The sequence below is a fragment of the Pseudomonas sp. R84 genome, from assembly GCF_009834515.1.
Taxonomy (GTDB): Bacteria; Pseudomonadota; Gammaproteobacteria; order Pseudomonadales; family Pseudomonadaceae; genus Aquipseudomonas.
On the sequence record NZ_CP019426.1, the window covers coordinates 1,447,620 to 1,464,241 of the forward strand.

The 16,622-nt window shown below is 58.7% G+C and carries 11 protein-coding genes and 2 tRNA genes; 4 read left to right on the top strand and 9 right to left on the bottom strand.

From position 1 onward, the window contains the following. Window positions 1-54: 54 nt before the first annotated feature. Window positions 55-528 (bottom strand): GNAT family N-acetyltransferase, encoded by a 474-nt coding sequence (locus PspR84_RS06510; protein ID WP_160056323.1) that lies wholly within the window; start codon window positions 526-528, stop codon window positions 55-57. A gap of 331 nt (window positions 529-859) precedes the next feature. After that, entirely contained in the window at window positions 860-2,197 is a 1,338-nt protein-coding gene (gene rimO, locus PspR84_RS06515; protein WP_008088939.1) for a 30S ribosomal protein S12 methylthiotransferase RimO, read from the bottom strand. A gap of 290 nt (window positions 2,198-2,487) precedes the next feature. Between rimO and PspR84_RS06520 the strand changes: the two genes are divergently transcribed. Further along, window positions 2,488-4,389, top strand: a complete 1,902-nt coding sequence (locus PspR84_RS06520) for a potassium transporter Kup (protein WP_160056325.1) — start codon at window positions 2,488-2,490, stop codon at window positions 4,387-4,389. A gap of 197 nt (window positions 4,390-4,586) precedes the next feature. On the opposite strand, the gene PspR84_RS06525 is transcribed toward PspR84_RS06520, so the two are convergent. Further along, on the bottom strand, window positions 4,587-4,922 hold the full coding sequence (locus PspR84_RS06525; RefSeq protein ID WP_160056327.1) for a DUF3077 domain-containing protein: 336 nt from the start codon (window positions 4,920-4,922) through the stop codon (window positions 4,587-4,589). 604 nt (window positions 4,923-5,526) lie between these two features. On the opposite strand from PspR84_RS06525, the gene PspR84_RS06530 reads away from it, so the two are divergent. Both PspR84_RS06530 and PspR84_RS06535 read left to right on the top strand, forming a co-directional pair. Further along, window positions 5,527-6,294 (top strand): MarR family transcriptional regulator, encoded by a 768-nt coding sequence (locus tag PspR84_RS06530; RefSeq protein ID WP_160056329.1) that lies wholly within the window; start codon window positions 5,527-5,529, stop codon window positions 6,292-6,294. 1 nt (window position 6,295) lies between these two features. Then, window positions 6,296-6,994: a hypothetical protein gene (locus PspR84_RS06535; RefSeq protein WP_160056331.1), complete on the top strand. Its 699-nt coding sequence runs from the start codon at window positions 6,296-6,298 to the stop codon at window positions 6,992-6,994. Window positions 6,995-7,869: 875 nt separating this feature from the next. Here PspR84_RS06535 and PspR84_RS06540 read toward each other — a convergent pair. From PspR84_RS06540 to PspR84_RS06555, 4 genes are all read right to left on the bottom strand, one after another. After that, window positions 7,870-9,165 carry an AcvB/VirJ family lysyl-phosphatidylglycerol hydrolase gene (locus PspR84_RS06540; RefSeq protein WP_160056333.1) on the bottom strand — a complete coding sequence of 432 codons (1,296 nt, stop codon included), beginning with the start codon at window positions 9,163-9,165 and terminating at the stop codon, window positions 7,870-7,872. Next, complete coding sequence (gene mprF / locus PspR84_RS06545; protein ID WP_160056335.1) at window positions 9,165-11,804, bottom strand: bifunctional lysylphosphatidylglycerol flippase/synthetase MprF; 2,640 nt, start codon at window positions 11,802-11,804, stop codon at window positions 9,165-9,167. The genes PspR84_RS06540 and mprF overlap by 1 nt, the downstream gene beginning before the upstream one ends. Before the next feature lie 278 nt (window positions 11,805-12,082). Then, a tRNA-Met gene (locus PspR84_RS06550) sits at window positions 12,083-12,159 on the bottom strand. 222 nt (window positions 12,160-12,381) lie between these two features. Continuing rightward, window positions 12,382-12,458 (bottom strand) — tRNA-Met (locus PspR84_RS06555). 280 nt (window positions 12,459-12,738) lie between these two features. On the opposite strand from PspR84_RS06555, the gene dinB reads away from it, so the two are divergent. Further along, entirely contained in the window at window positions 12,739-13,800 is a 1,062-nt protein-coding gene (gene dinB / locus PspR84_RS06560) for a DNA polymerase IV (RefSeq protein WP_160056337.1), read from the top strand. A 102-nt stretch (window positions 13,801-13,902) separates the two neighbouring features. Here the strand turns inward: dinB and PspR84_RS06565 are convergent, their stop codons facing one another. Then, a complete protein-coding gene (locus PspR84_RS06565) occupies window positions 13,903-14,856 on the bottom strand; it encodes a hypothetical protein (protein WP_137217559.1) in 954 nt (317 codons plus the stop codon). Window positions 14,857-14,873: 17 nt separating this feature from the next. Next, window positions 14,874-16,589, bottom strand: coding sequence for a proline--tRNA ligase (locus tag PspR84_RS06570; RefSeq protein WP_160056339.1), 1,716 nt, complete (start codon window positions 16,587-16,589; stop codon window positions 14,874-14,876). Window positions 16,590-16,622 lie beyond the last annotated feature (33 nt).

Sequence of the window (16,622 nt, forward strand, 5' to 3'; positions counted from 1 at the left end):
TTAAAAAGCAAAGATCGCAGTCTTCGGCAGCTCCTACAGGGGTACGGTTGTGTGTCAGGCGTGGCTTGAGCGTTGTTGGTTTTGTCGCAGGCGCATGTGCAGCAACGGATACGGCTGGCCCATGCCATCCACCTCCGAGCGGCCGATCACCTCGAAACCCTGCTTGAAGTAAAACCCCAAGGCCTGCGGGTTCTGTTCGTTGACGTCCAGCTCATCGGCATTCAGATGCTGCATCGCGTAGTTGAGCAGCTTCTTGCCCAAGCCCTGACCCCTATAATCTGGATCGATGAACAGCATTTCAATCTTCCCCGCCGCGACCCCGGCAAACCCGGTGATGCGCTGGTCGGCGTCCTTGGTGCAGATCAGCATCACCGCATCCAGATAGCGCGTGAGCACCAGATTGCGCAGCAGCTCGATATAGCTGTCCGGCAGAAAATCATGGGTGGCGCGGACCGAGGCCTCCCAGACCCGGGTCAGTTCCTGATAATCGCTGAGTTTCGGCGTATGGATAACCGAGTGGTGACGCATGCCCGTCTGCCTCTTGTCCGTTTCAAGGGAGTCCGTCCCCCGCTAAACGATAGCCGTAAAAAAGCCCCGCATCTTGTAAAAAGAGTGGGGCTTTCTGTATTTGTTGCGGTGTCTGGCTGGATACTTCTGTCGCCAGCAAGATCTCTCCCCCTCACCCCAACCCTCTCCCCCAAGGGGGCGAGGAGGAAGGGAGCTGATCTTTGTGCTGTTCAAAACCTGAGCCCGACTCGAACGTTCAGGTCGGTGTAATTCGAAAGAACAACACGGTCAGCTCCCTCTCCCTACGGGCGGTCCGACGTTTCGGGAGGGCTGGGGTGAGGGGCTTTTGACCTTAGATCTGCTCAGCCCACAGATCATATTCGTCAGCGTCAGTCACCTTGCACCAGACCTTGTCGCCCGGCTTCAAATTGCTGCCGTTATCAATAAACACGTTGCCATCGATTTCCGGGGCATCGAAGAAGCAGCGGCCAACAGCGCCTTGCTCATCAACTTCGTCGACCAGCACTTCGATTTCACGGCCGATGCGCATTTGCAGGCGCGCCGAGCTGATCGCTTGCTGGTGCGCCATAAAGCGATCCCAACGATCCTGCTTGACCTCGTCCGGTACGATCTCCAGGTCCAGATCATTGGCCGGAGCGCCTTCAACCGGCGAGTACTGGAAACAGCCGACGCGGTCGAGCTGGGCTTCGGTCAGCCAGTTCAACAGGTACTGGAAGTCTTCTTCGGTTTCGCCCGGGAAGCCGACGATGAAGGTCGAACGGATGATCAGATCCGGGCAGATTTCGCGCCAGTTCTTGATCCGCGCCAAGGTCTTGTCTTCGAACGCCGGGCGTTTCATCGACTTCAACACTTTCGGGCTGGCGTGCTGGAACGGGATGTCCAGGTACGGCAGGATCTTGCCGGCGGCCATCAACGGGATCAGCTCGTCAACGTGCGGATACGGGTAAACGTAGTGCAGACGGACCCAGACGCCGAGGGTGCTCAGCGCTTCACACAGTTCGGTCATGCGGGTTTTCACCGGCGCGCCGTTCCAGAAACCGGTGCGGTATTTCACGTCAACGCCGTAGGCGCTGGTGTCTTGCGAGATCACCAACAGCTCTTTGACGCCGGATTTGACCAGACGCTGAGCTTCGTCGAGCACATCACCGACCGGACGGCTGACCAGTTTGCCGCGCATCGACGGGATGATGCAGAACGAGCAGCTGTGGTTGCAGCCTTCGGAAATCTTCAGGTAGGCGTAGTGGCGCGGGGTCAGCTTGATGCCTTGCGGCGGCACCAGATCGATCAGCGGGTTGTGATCTTTGCGCGGTGGCACCACTTCGTGCACAGCGTTGACCACTTGCTCGTATTGCTGCGGACCGGTCACGGCCAGCACGCTCGGGTGCACGTTGCGGATGTTGCCTTCTTCCACGCCCATGCAACCGGTGACGATCACCTTGCCGTTTTCCTTGATCGCTTCGCCGATCACTTCCAGCGACTCAGCCTTGGCCGAATCGATGAAACCGCAGGTGTTGACGACTACAACGTCGGCGTCCTGATAGGTAGACACCACGTCATAGCCTTCCATGCGCAGCTGGGTCAGGATGCGCTCGGAGTCGACCAGTGCTTTCGGGCAACCCAGAGATACAAAGCCAACCTTTGGATTGGCCGGCGCAGGAGTGGTGGACATGTCTAACCTCGGTATTTTGTGACATCGCTTTCTTGGTGCGAAAGCCGACGGACGGGCGCTTAGGGCGCGCCTCTGATCAAAAAGTGCGCAATTCTAGCGGCGAGCAACGCACTTGACCAGCTTTATGCAGGGAAATACGACGAGTGCTGCGCTATGCTTCGCGCCGTTGAGCTTTACCAATTTTTTACAGTCAACAAAACGTCTGTAACAACAGGTAAAACAGCGCATGCTGCACCACAAAGCATAGTGCTTCATTCAAAGAAGCCGGTTCTGAGAAGTAGGAGTGTTGGATGGGTCAGGCAAGTAGTCATGCGGCAGGCGCCGAGGGTTCGGCCACCAAGCCGCTGAGCATGCTGGTCGCGGCGGTCGGGGTAGTTTACGGCGACATCGGCACGAGCCCGCTGTACACCCTCAAAGAAGTGTTTTCCGGCGCTTACGGCGTATCGGTCAACCATGACGGCGTGCTGGGCATTCTGTCGTTGATCTTCTGGTCGCTGATCTGGGTCGTGTCGATCAAATACATGATGTTCGTGCTGCGCGCCGACAACCAGGGCGAGGGCGGCATCATGGCGCTCACCGCACTGGCTCGTCGCGCGGCGGGGCATCGCAAGAAATTGCGTTCGTTGCTGGTGGTGTGCGGACTGATCGGCGCGGCGCTGTTTTATGGCGACAGCATGATCACCCCGGCGATTTCCGTACTGTCGGCGATTGAAGGTCTGGGACTGGCATTCGATGGCATCGACCATTGGGTGGTGCCGCTGTCGCTGGTGGTGCTGGTGGCGCTGTTTCTGATTCAGAAACACGGTACGGCGCGGATTGGCATTTTGTTCGGGCCGATCATGGTCACCTGGTTCCTCGTCCTCGGCGCCCTCGGTGTGTACGGCATCAGCCACACGCCAGAAGTGCTGCATGCGATGAATCCGATATGGGCGGTGAATTTCTTCGTCGTTCATCCAGGCATGGGCGTGGCGATCCTCGGCGCCGTGGTGCTGGCGCTGACCGGTGCCGAAGCGCTGTACGCCGACATGGGCCACTTTGGCCGCAAGCCGATTGCCCGCGCCTGGTTCATTCTGGTGTTGCCGGCGCTGGTGCTCAACTACTTCGGGCAGGGCGCCTTGCTGCTGGAAAACCCCGAGGCGGCGCGCAACCCGTTCTATCTGCTGGCACCGAGCTGGGCGTTGATTCCGCTGGTCGGTCTGTCGACGCTGGCCACGGTGATCGCTTCACAAGCGGTGATTTCCGGCGCGTTCTCCCTGACCCGTCAGGCGATTCAGCTCGGTTACATCCCGCGCATGTACATCCAGCACACCTCTAGCGACGAGCAGGGCCAGATCTATATTGGCGCGGTGAACTGGGCGCTGATGGTTGGCGTGGTCCTGTTGGTGCTGGGCTTTGAATCCTCCGGCGCACTGGCCTCGGCCTACGGCGTGGCGGTGACCGGCACGATGCTGATGACCACCATTCTGGTTTCAGCGGTTATGTTGCTGCTGTGGAAATGGCCACCGATCCTTGCGGTGCCGGTGCTGCTGGGCTTTCTGCTGGTGGACGGTCTGTACTTCGCTGCCAACGTGCCGAAGATTGTGCAGGGCGGTGCTTTCCCGGTCATTGCCGGTATCGCACTGTTCGTGCTGATGACCACCTGGAAGCGCGGCAAGCAACTGCTGGTCGAACGCCTCGACGAAGGCGCGCTGCCGCTGCCGATCTTCATCAGCAGCATCCGCGTACAACCGCCGCATCGGGTGCAGGGCACCGCCGTGTTCCTCACCGCACGCTCCGACGCCGTGCCGCATGCGCTGTTGCACAACCTGCTGCACAACCAAGTGCTGCATGAGCAAGTGGTGTTGCTGACGGTGGTCTACGAAGACATCCCGCGCGTCCCGCCATCGCGACGCTTCGAAGTGGAAGCGCACGGCGAGGGCTTCTTCCGGGTGATCCTGCACTTCGGCTTCACCGACGAGCCGGACGTGCCACAGGCGCTGAAGCTGTGTCATCTGGATGATCTGGACTTCAGCCCGATGCGTACGACCTACTTCCTCAGCCGCGAAACGGTGATTGCCTCGAAACTTGAGGGTATGGCGCGTTGGCGTGAAGCGCTGTTTGCGTTCATGTTGAAGAATGCCAATGGGAACTTGAGGTTCTTTAATTTGCCGTTGAACCGGGTGATTGAGCTCGGCACGCAGGTAGAAATGTAAGCCTGGCCGCAACTCAAAAGCCCCCGTCAGCTTCGAGGCTGTCGGGGGCTTTTTTGTGCCTGTGCCCAATCCTCAAACCACCGCTGATTCCCTGTGGGAGCGAGCCTGCTCGCGAAGGCGTAGTGTCAGTCGAAGCATGTGGTGGCTGAACCACCGCATTCGCGAGCAAGCTCGCTCCCACAGGGTATTGGATTGAATCAAGAGGTGCGTTCAGACAGATCAGCTTCAGCTTCAGATTCGGTATTCGTCCGCGCAGGTCGCGGCATCAGCGCCTGAATCACATCATCAATCAAGGCTTTGCCCATCACCGTCAGGTAATGCGCCGCCCAAGCGTGGCGGTCGGTATCTCTGATGAAGGCAGCATCCTCAGCGAAGGATTTAGCGAGGGATAGCAGGTCGGAGGATTGGGACAAGGCATCAATGATCGGGATGCCGGCGCGGACGTTGAAGAACGCTTGATCCGAGTTGTAGAGGAAGGGGGTGAAGCCGATGGTTTTAGCGTTTGCAAGTCTGTGCAGGTCAGTTTCGGTCATCGTGTTACTCCTTGGTTCGAAGTGCCGCGACTTTCGTTACCACGCGAAAGGGAGGCAACTGTACGCAGGGTGGTAAACCGGGAACCAAGGAAACCGGCACGCCCGAAAGCGTCCCACGCACAGCCGCCATAACTTGAGGAGCGCGCTGTTGCGATGGTTTCTCCGGGTTACCACACCCGATCGCTGAATGGGTCAGCGACGTCCGGAGAGTATCCCGTCGAAAAACAGCGCAATAGAGCGGCAGAGCGTCCAAACACGAGTTTCGGAGTTTGCCTACAAGGTCTGTGGGCGTCATCTGATATTGCGAGACTGGAAGTAAACGATACTAAACGTCACGCACGAACCGACGTGTACAAAGCATTCAGGTACGTATGACAGCATCAGCGCAAAAAGAAGCACAGGATGAACCGAGGTGCCTTCGGATCGAAAAGAAGGCCAGTGAACGATTGCTCATCTTTGATCTGGCCCAAGCAATCAGCCATGACGATATGCGGGCAAGGTATGCCGCAATAAGTGATCCACCCAAGGGCTTGACGACTCTCCCTGGGTAGTGAGACAAGTGTCCACGTTTTATGGAATGTGGACACTTGAGGTTTGGAGCTAGATGAAGAGTCAAGACATTTTGCTTTTGTTCAAGATGGCCAGTCTCCATGCTCAGGAAGAGAATCTCTTGGGGGAGATGGAGGCGGAATCGAATTCGGACAGGGTCGAAGAGCTGCTCAGGCCTTATGTCGTCAGCCGAATGACCGCAGGGGAGAGTGTGGGGAAGCCATTGGTCACCTATTCCACTGATGGGGAAGACACACTCTTCCAGCGCCGCGAATTCGATTCGCCTTTCGCTGATGGGTCAGGCTGGGAGGGATGGGCGGAACCAGCATCTGATCCACCACTGACAAGTTGGAGCGACCGCTACTCTCTGCGTGCGCTGTCTGCCTCTCTCGGGCTGAGCAAAAGCGAAGTCTCAAATGCTCTCGCCCGGTGCCGGGAATCTGGATTGCTCATTCATGATTACGACACCGGGCTTGCCAAAGTGCACCGCCGGGAACTGCTGAAAATTACCGAGCACGCGCTGAAGTACTTCTTCCCGGTCAAGCCTGGCGCGATGGTTCGTGGGATACCCACAGGCTTTGCGGCGCCTGCGCTGTCCAAAAGCATCAAGAGTGCGGGTGGTTTGATTCCGGTCTGGCCGGATGCGCATGGAACCGAGCGAGGCCAAGCGATAGAGCCGCTTTACAAAACAGTGCCGGAAGCGGTGAAAAAAGACCGGATCCTTTACCACTATCTGGCGCTCGCTGATGCAATCCGTCTGGGTGGACCGCGTGAGTGTGGTGTGGCAGTCAGTATTCTGAAGGCAGGGATGGGGCTGAAATAACATGTCGTCAAACGCGGATCACAACTACGAACTCATTGAGTTCGTGGCTGAAGGCTTGGGGGAGGCGTTTCTCGCCGAAGTTGCTTTTGTTGGCGGTTGCACAACCGCCATGCTGGTTACAGATACAGCAGTGCTGGACGACATTCGTTTCACTGATGACGTTGATCTAGTGATCGAGCTGGCCGGTATCAGCGCCTGGAACCATCTCACCGAACGGCTGGCGGCCAAGGGATTCAAGATCACGGGTGAGGACGAGGTCAATTGTCGTTTTCGCTTCAATGACGTTGTCGTGGATGTCATGCCTTCCGACCCTGCAGTGCTCGGCTATGCCAACCGCTGGTTCGTCGAGGGGCTGGCGAGGGCGGATAAATTCACCCTGCCCAGCGGCACTGTCATCCAGATATTCCAGCCCACTTATTTTCTCGCGACGAAACTGGAAGCTTTCGCCGGTCGGGGAAATGGCGATCCTTATCACAAGGATGTCGAGGACATGATCATCTTGATCGATGGTCGGCCTGAGCTGTTGGAGGAGGTGGGCCAAGCTGACAAGGACCTCAAGGCGTTCATCACAGAGGGAGTCCAGAAGCTGATGGCGCTCGATGGGGTTGGCTACGTGATCGAAAGTTCAGGCTCGGTGCAGGCGAATCCAGGCAGAGGGCAGATTATTCACAGGCGTATGAAAGCGCTGGTCAACGCATGAGATACCACTCCCGATCAATCACTGGGCAAGCCAGCAGAGGAAATAATGACTATGCCGGAGCGACCTGTGAGGGTGGCAGTGGGTTTTTTGTTGTCGCGGATGGCACTTCGAGGCGCGGCAGTGGACAGTTGGCTGAAAGCTTCGTAAGCGGCATGTTGGCGGCTCATTCCACACAGATGGAGCAGGGGAGCTATCCTGCAGAACCCGCAGCTGTTGAGCGCCTATTGGTTTCAATACTGTCGGATTTTCATGCGTCGTTGCCTGCTGATCAGACGGGAGCCATCTGTTACCTGATTGGCTTGGTCGCTCATGGCCGACTCACCATTGCATACGAGGGAGACTGTTCATGCGGGATTGTGACGCTGGCGGGTGCCATCGAGTGGATTACGCCACCTCACTGCAAGGCCAATTGGCGGCGCGACCGTTCGCACTGTGAGTTGGCGCAAGATCCAGCTCGACATTCAGTAACGCGATGCTTGAAGATCAATCGGGGCCCGAACCCTGACTTTGTTTGTTGTGCACTGGACGCTGTTGAGCGCTTGGTATTTGTCACGGATGGCTTTTGGGCGGACTTGACCCAAGTGCAGCAAAGCAGTTTGTTGGCGGCGCCGGATAGCGACATTAGCGTTGGCGACGATGATGTCACGTGGATAGATGTTCAGCTTGGCCGGCGAGACTGACGCGTTGTCTGAATCCAGCGCCATCCCTTGTAGGAGTGAGCCTGCTCGCGAAGGCGTAGTGTCAGTCGGCGAATCTGTAAACTGACCCACCGCTTTCGCGAGCAGGCTCGCTCCCACAGGGGATTCTGGTGGCTGCTGAAATGTAAAAAGCCCCCGCAACCGTGAAGTTGCGAGGGCTTTTTGTGGGGGCTCAGATCACTCTTCGGCGACCGAGTCCTTGCTCTGGCGCTTCTCGATCAAGTCCACCAAACGCTTGGCCAGCGCTGGGTAGTTCTCGTCGAAGTGGTGGCCGCCAGGCAGTTTCACTGCTTCGCCGACTGCAGTCTTGTCCGTGCAGCCACTTTCATCGGTCTCTTCTTCACCGTAGATGCACACAACCTTGGCCGCTGGCAGCTTGGCCATCTCCGGGCCGGTGGCGGCTTCTTTGCCGGCGTTACCCAGCCAGCCTTCGACTTCGATTTCGAAGCTGCCGGTGCGGGCGAAGGCCAGCAGGATGATGGCGTCGACGCGTTGCTGCTCGGTTTCTGGCAAGCGGTTGTAGATCGCTGGCAATACGTCAGCACCGAACGAGTAGCCGGTGAGGATGAAGCGTTTGGTGCCCCATTTCTGCCGGTAGTGTTGCATCAGCTCGGTCAGGTCCAGCGCGCTTTGCTCCGGGCTCTTGTGCTGCCAGTAGTAGCGCAGGGTGTCGATGCCGACGACCGGATAACCGATCTTGGCCATTTCACCGGCCACGTTGCGGTCAAGGTCGCGCCAGCCGCCGTCACCGGAGAGGAACAGGGTCACGGTGTCTTTGGCTTGACCGGCCGGCACTTCAACCACCGGGATCGCCAGACCGCCGTTGGCCTTGTCGCCGCCGACGAGGATCTTGCGCAGCTCGTTGTTCAGCACTTGCGGCAGGTTGATGTCGTAGTCGCTGATGCTGGTTTCGGCGTTCGGTTGATCGCGCACGAAACCTGCGCTGGCGTCGTCCGGGTTGTCGTTCCACGCTGCCAGCCAGTGGCCGTGGGCGGCGGATTTCGGCAGCAGGTGCGTGCAGCCACCTTTTTCCAGAGCGAGGTCGACGGAGATGGCTTGGGCCTTGTCGTCTTTCTGTTCCGCCAACCAGCGCCATGCGAGCACAGCACCCGGGCCGATACCGCTGACCAAAGTGGCCGGGCCATTCAGTTCACGCAGGCCCGATTGCAGGGCGCGGCTTTGCAGCAGGCAGTCCTTGGGCAGAATCACTTGAACGATCTGCGCCGAGGCGCTGCGGCTCAGGGTGGTCAGTTGTTTTTCACTGAGTTTCTGGTCGTCGTTGACCGCGACCAGCACCTGCGCCTTGGGCTTGGTGCCCGGGATGACGCGGGTCATGGCGGCGCCATCGGCCGGGGTCAGCTGTTCTACGGTCGGTTCCGGTGCCGGACGTTTGAGGTACCAGAAACCGCCGCCGGCAATCACGGCCAGCACGATCAGTGCGGCCAGGATGTACTTCAGGGAGCGTTGAATCATCAGCGTTTCACCAATCCAGTCAAGCCGCCCGCGATCAGGGCAGCAGTGTCGGCCAGCGCCACCAACGGATCGAGTCCGGCGGGCACGGCCATATAACGGGGTTCCCAGTCAGGCTGGAACTTGTCTTTGAAGCGGCGCAAGCCTTGGAAGTTGTACAGCTGCTCACCACGGCGGAAAACCATCGAGCCCAGACGCTGGGTCAGCGGTGCACCACGCCGAGGTTGCAACCCCGACAACGGCACCATGCCCAGGCTGAAGCGCGCGTATCCGTGACTCTTATAGTGTTGAATCAGGCCGACCATCATGAATTCCATGGTCAGCTTCGGCGCATCCGGGTGCGCGCGCATCAGGTCGATACTGGCCAGGTCATGGCTATAAGTTTCGAGCAGGTTGGCGAACGCCACCGGGCGACCTTCGAAGCGAATCACCGCGATGCGGAAATGCTTCAGGTAATCGTCGCTGAAACGGCCGAGGGAGAAACCTTTCTCGCGCACGTTCTTGCCGGTCAGCCACGCATCGGAAATAACTTTCAGCTCATCCATCGGCGCCTGACCGGGCTCGTGGATTTCCAGCGACAAGCCATCGCGGGTGCCACGGTTCCAGGTGTAACGCAGATCCTTCATCTCTTTACCCTTGGCTTCCAGGTCAAAGCGATGCAGATCGACCCGGGCTTCTTCGCCCAATTTGATCGCGGTCAGGCCGATGTCCATGTAGTACGGCAGGTTCTCCGCGCGCACCTGATAGAACACTGGGCGGGCATGGTGAATATCGCAGAGGTCGCGGAACTGCCAGATCATCTCGGCGCGTTGCTGGCCGGGGCCGATCGGGTCATACAGCGCCACGAGGCTGCGGCCACGGCGTGCGTACATCAGGAACGCTTCGTCGTTCTGGTGAAACAGCAACGCCTTGTCACCGGTCAGCGCGAGGCCACCGTCGGGTTGTGACGAGGCCATCAGGATCTTTGCCGCGCGATCGAGTTCGTCGGGCGTCGGCAAATGAATGACCGGGCGTGCGGTGCGCAGCAGCCAGGTCAGCGCGATCACCAGCAACAGCACAGCAGCGCCGAGCAGCGAACGCAGGCCACGCGGTGCGTCAGCATCAAGGGTGAACTGCCACCACAGTTGGTGGCTGTAGGGCACGTCTTGATAGGCGAACAGTAGCAGCCACGTCGATGCACCGAGGACGCACAGGCTGGCCACCAGATACAAAGGCGAGAAGGGCAGTTCGGTCAGACGACTCGGGCGATAGAACGAACGGCGGAACACGCCGAGCAGCGCAGCCGTCAGGGTCATCAGCGTCGCTTCTTCCCAGTCGAAGCCTTTAAGCAGCGAGAGCAGGGCGCCGACCAGCAGCAGAATGGTGGTCAGCATCCACGCCGCCGACAGGCGACGACGCAGGCCTTGAGCGAGCATCAGGCAGAGCACGCCGATCAGGCTGGCGCCGAAGTGCGAAGCGTCGACCAGACGATGCGGGATCAGAAAGCCGATGTGCTCCAGACGCGTGTCGATCTCGGGAGTAGCGCCGGAAAACAGCAGCACCACACCGGACAGGAACACCAGCACCGCCAGAATCGGCGCGGCCAGACCAGACGCTGCGCGCATGGTCTGGGTTTGAAACAGGCGCTGACCTTCGTTGATCAGCAGGAATACGCAGGCGACCAGCAGTGGCAGCACTACGTAGATCAGGCGATACAGCAGCAGCGCCGCGGCCAGTGGTGCGGCACCGAGTTTGTCGGCGAAGGCGGCCAGCAGAATCGCTTCGAACACACCGACGCCACCGGGTACATGGCTGAGCACGCCAGCCGCCAATGCCAACAGGTACACCAGCAGGAACGCACCAAACGGTGGCGCTTCCGGCAGCAATAGATAGAGAACGGTGGCGGCAGCCGCAACGTCGAGGGCGGTAATGATCAGTTGCAGGAACGTCAGGCGTCGCCCAGGCAAACGCAGCGTGCGGCGACCAACCCTGACCAGCAGGTTGTCGCGCAACGGTTGTTCCGGCAGGCGCCGACGGTAGATGCCAATAGCCAGTACTGCGCCCAGCGCCAGCACTACAGCGGCAACTGTGCCGAGCAGACCTTCGGATAATCCCAGCGCCTGCGAGGCAGCAGGCAGGTCGCTCAGCGTTGCCAGTGCCGCCAGCGGCGGCAAGGCGCAGCCCAGCGACAGACTGGCGAACAAGGTCATGTGCGCGACTTCCGACGCCCCCAGACCCAGTCGTGCATATAAGCGGTAGCGAACCGAGCCACCGGACAGCAACGACAGACCGATCGCATTGCCAATCGCAAACGCGGTGAATCCGCCCAGCGCCAATGTGCGCGGTGGCAGGGTCACGCCGGCATAGCGGCTGGCCGACCATTCGTAGCCCAAGAGAATAATGAAGCCGACCACGGTCGCGCCGAACGCACCGAGCAGGGCGGGTTTCGGCACGTCGAGAATCGAGTCGTGCAGTGCATCGAGATCGAGTTCGGCGAGCAGATGACGACAGGCAATCAGCGCAATGGCGAACAACAGCAAAGTCACCGCCAGACCAATCGGTTGTCGGTATTTGCTCAACCGATCCAGCAAGCGCAAACGCTCGGGTTTGATCGGATGTTCCGCTGTGACGGTGTCTTGTGGATCAGACGAGTTGGCGCGCATCAATCACCTCTTGGATTGTGCGCGACAGGATGGAGGTATCCAGCCAAGTTACCAATCCCTGTAGAAAAAAATAATCACAAAATACTACGCCTCTCACCGGGTATCGGCGAGGGCAGTTCCTGGATTGCAGACGTCTTGCCTGCGACTCAAGCATAGTCGCAAGTGAGTACTTCTGAAGATCCCAAGCGTTCACTGCACAGTGACAGATCATTGTTGCGAAAGGACTTTTTCAACAGATACAAAAAAGGCCACTCTTTCGAGTAGCCTTTTTTGATGTTTGGTTGCGGGAGCCGGATTTGAACCGACGACCTTCGGGTTATGAGCCCGACGAGCTACCAGACTGCTCCATCCCGCGTCTGTGTGGCGGCATTCTACAGACGAACGACGGGGTGTCAACCGCTAATCCCGGAAAGGGTCAAATAAGTGTGAAATAGCGTCAAACGGTCGCAGGTAGCGCGTTAAGCTTCGGAAATGCAAAGAATTCCTGTTTGGCGATTGCTTCTCTATAAGAGGAGGAAATCGACAAAACAGACGCGCACAAAAAAGGCCACTCTTTCGAGTAGCCTTTTTTGATGTTTGGTTGCGGGAGCCGGATTTGAACCGACGACCTTCGGGTTATGAGCCCGACGAGCTACCAGACTGCTCCATCCCGCGTCTGTGTGTCGGCATTCTACAGAGGAACGCCGGGGTGTCAACCCGCAATCTGGATAAAATCTGTTGAGGTTCAATCGGTTAGCGCTTTTTCTCGGGTGTTTTTCGCGCTGCAGGGCAGGTGGAGCAAGGCTTTCAGCTCTATTGGAGGCCTCTCGTCGATTGATAAAATAAATTCAACGGACATTTCCTACCGCCTGGAAAGAACATTCATACCACTGGTGCTATATACAGGTGTCAGTGAGATACTGCCGATCCGGTTCGCCACGTTTCCTTTTCTGACATGACTCAGCGAAAAATCATCCACATTGACTGCGATTGCTTTTACGCCGCCATAGAGATGCGCGATGACCCGCGCCTGGCCGGCAAGCCGTTGGCGGTGGGTGGTTCGGCGGACCGACGCGGGGTGATTGCCACCTGCAACTATGAAGCGCGGGCCTATGGCGTGCGTTCGGCGATGGCGTCGGGGCATGCCTTGAAACTGTGCCCGGACCTGACCATCGTCAAGCCGCGTATGGAGGCGTATCGCGAGGCTTCGAGAGAGATTCATACGATTTTTGCCGATTACACCGACCTGATCGAGCCGTTGTCGCTGGATGAGGCTTATCTCGACGTATCCGATAGCGCGCATTTTGGCGGCAGTGCCACGCGCATCGCTCAGGACATCCGTCGGCGCGTCTCCAATCAATTGCACATCACCGTGTCTGCGGGTGTGGCGCCGAACAAGTTTCTGGCGAAAATCGCCAGCGACTGGAAAAAGCCCAACGGGCTGTTCGTTATTACCCCGGATCAGGTGGAGGATTTCGTCAGCGGTTTGCCGGTGAGCAAGTTGCACGGCGTCGGCAAGGTCACGGCCGATAAGCTGGGCAAGCTCGGCATCGTTGACTGCTCGCAGTTGCGCGAGTGGGACAAATTGGCGCTGGTGCGCGAATTTGGCAGTTTTGGCGAGCGACTGTGGAGTCTCGCCCGTGGGATCGATGACCGGTTGGTGCACAACGACAGTCGGCGTCAGTCAATCAGCGTGGAAAACACCTACGACGTTGATCTGCCGGATCTGCGCAGTTGCCTCGACAAACTGCCAGAGCTGCTGGAAACCCTGAAAAACCGTATGGCGCGGATCGACAGCAGTTATCGGCCGGGCAAGCCGTTCGTCAAAGTGAAGTTTCATGACTTTACCCAGACGACGCTCGAGCAGGCCGGGGCAGGGCGGGATCTTGGCAGTTATCAGTTGATGCTGACGCAGGCGTTCAATCGCGGCGGGAAACCGGTGCGGTTGTTGGGGGTTGGGGTGCGGCTGGAGGATTTGCGCGGCGGGTTTGAGCAGATGGAGTTGTTCGAACGTTAAAGTCAAAAGATCGTCCGAACGCGGCCCGAGCCTTCGGCAGCTCCTACAGGAAAACGCGTTCCAATGTAGGAGCTGCCGAAGGCTGCGATCTTTTAATAGGCCTTAATTCGGCCCGGGATCCGCCACCAGACGCCCGGCATCCTTGGTCAGCGACTTGAGAAACTCAGTCTGTAACTCAGGATCGTTGCGCGTCAGTTCGATCAGGCTTTGTTCCAGCTCGCTGGCTTCTTCTTCCAGGCCCAGTTCCGACAGGCGTTTGACCCGGTGCACCCACTGGCTCACTTCGTCGTCTTCCAGGTCGTCGTAAATCAGCCCGTGCGCTTCCAGTAACTTGCCGCGCAGATGACTGCTGATCATCAGCGACGAATCAGAGTGCACGTCATCCTTGGCGTCTTCGACACTGATCTGCAATTTGCCGACATGGTTGAGGTCATTTTCGGCAAACGGGCTGTCGAGCAGGTTCAGACGCAGCACACCATTACGATCGGTGGTCATGTCAAAGGTCTGCTTGCCAGCCTTGACCTGCACTGGCCGCTCGCTCCACGGCAGGCTCGAATACTCCGTACGCTTGTCGCGCTGGACTTCATCGATGCCGGCGAGGTTCTGTTGTGCACGACCGTTGGACTGTACGTTCATGAACGGGTTGAGCCCGGCAAAACCGTAGCTCAGCCAGTCCTTGGTGATGCTGTCCGGCAGGTTGCCGAGGGCGAACACATTGACCACGTTGGCGCCGACGCCACCGACTACGGCCACCGCACCCAGCGGAATCTCGTAGACCTCCCGCCAAGGCTGGTAAGGCGTGTAGCGATCGTAGCGACGTGTCACTTCGAACTCGGTGACTTCAAAAGTCTTCTGTTCGTTGATCTTCACGCGTCGCTGCGGCAGCTCAAGCTCCTTAGGCTCGCCGACATCAATCTGCAAGCTATGGTCGAGCAACTTTCGCTCGACCCGCTCTTCGTGCTCGCTGCGTTGTGACATGTGATTGGCACAGCCGCTGACCAGCAGGGCACCGCACAGGGCGGTGCCACCGAGGCCTAAGGTGTTTCGCTTGAACATGACGTCTCTATCTGGTTTCAGCGGCGGATACGGGCCTGCAGGAAGGACAATACGTCGGCCACCGGCAATGCTTGCGCTTCGCCTTCGGTACGGCTCTTGTATTCCAGGTTGCCTTCGGCGAGGCCTCGGTCGCTGACCACGATCCGGTGAGGAATGCCGATCAGCTCCATGTCCGCGAATTTGATGCCCGGGCTGGTTTTCTTGTCGCGATCATCCAGCAGCACTTCGAAGCCGGCCGCCGTCAGTTCGGCGTACAGCTTGTCGGTGGCTTCGCGCACCTGCTCGGTTTCATAGCGCAGCGGTACCAGAGCAATCTGGAACGGCGCCAGGGTGTCACTCCAGATGATGCCGTTTTCGTCGTTGTTCTGTTCGATGGCAGCTGCCACCACGCGGGAAACGCCGATGCCGTAGCAACCCATTTCCAGGGTCACTGGCTTGCCGTTCTCGCCCAGCACTTCGCACTTCATCGCCTTGCTGTACTTGTTTCCCAGCTGGAAGATGTGGCCGACTTCGATACCGCGTTTGATTTCCAGCGTGCCTTTGCCGTCCGGGCTTGGATCGCCGGCAACCACGTTGCGCAGGTCAGCCACGGTCGGAACTGGCAGATCACGCTCCCAGTTCACGCCGAAGTAGTGCTTGTCGTCGATGTTCGCGCCGATACCGAAGTCGCTCATCAGCTCGACCGAGCGGTCGATGATGATTGGCAGCGGCAGGTTCAGCGGGCCCAGGGAACCGGCGCCGGCGCCGATGGCGTCACGCAGTTCGGCATCGGTGGCCATGACCAGCGGGCTGGCGACGCCAGGTTGCTGGGCAGCCTTGATTTCGTTGAGTTCGTGGTCGCCACGGATGACCAGTGCGATCAGCTTGCCTTCTTCTTCGGCACGCACGATCAGGGTCTTGATGGTCTTCTCAATCGGCAGATTGAATTTCTCCACCAGCGCCGCGATGGTTTTGGTGTCTGGGGTGTCGACCAGACGCAGCTCTTCGGTCGCAGCGGCGCGCGAAGTTTCGCGTGGCACGGCTTCGGCTTTTTCGATATTCGCTGCGTAGTCGGAACCGTTGCTGAAGACGATATCGTCTTCGCCGGACTCGGCCAGCACGTGGAATTCGTGCGAGCCAGCGCCACCGATCGAACCGTTGTCGGCTTCAACCGGACGGAATTTCAGGCCCAGGCGGGTGAACACGTTGCAGTAGGCCTGGTGCATGCGGTCGTAGGTGACCTGCAGCGAGGCTTGATCAGCGTGGAACGAGTACGCGTCCTTCATGATGAATTCGCGGCCGCGCATCAAACCGAAGCGTGGGCGGATTTCGTCACGGAACTTGGTCTGGATCTGATACAGGTTGATCGGCAGCTGTTTGTAGCTGCTCAACTCGTTGCGCATCAGATCGGTGATCACTTCTTCGTGGGTCGGGCCCGCGCAGAAGTCGCGACCGTGGCGGTCTTTGATGCGCAGCAGCTCAGGGCCGTATTCTTCCCAGCGCCCCGATTCCTGCCACAGCTCGGCCGGTTGGGTGCTCGGCATCAACACTTCCAGAGAGCCGGCGGCGTTCATCTCTTCGCGAACGATGGCTTCAACCTTGCGCATAACCCGCAGACCCATGGGCAGCCAGGTGTACAGGCCGGAGGCGAGCTTGCGGATCATGCCGGCGCGCAACATCAGCTGGTGGCTGATCACGACCGCATCGGAAGGTGTTTCTTTCTGTGTGGCGAGCAAAAATTGACTGGTGCGCATGGTTGGCCGTTGTCGGTTGCTATGACTGGAAAT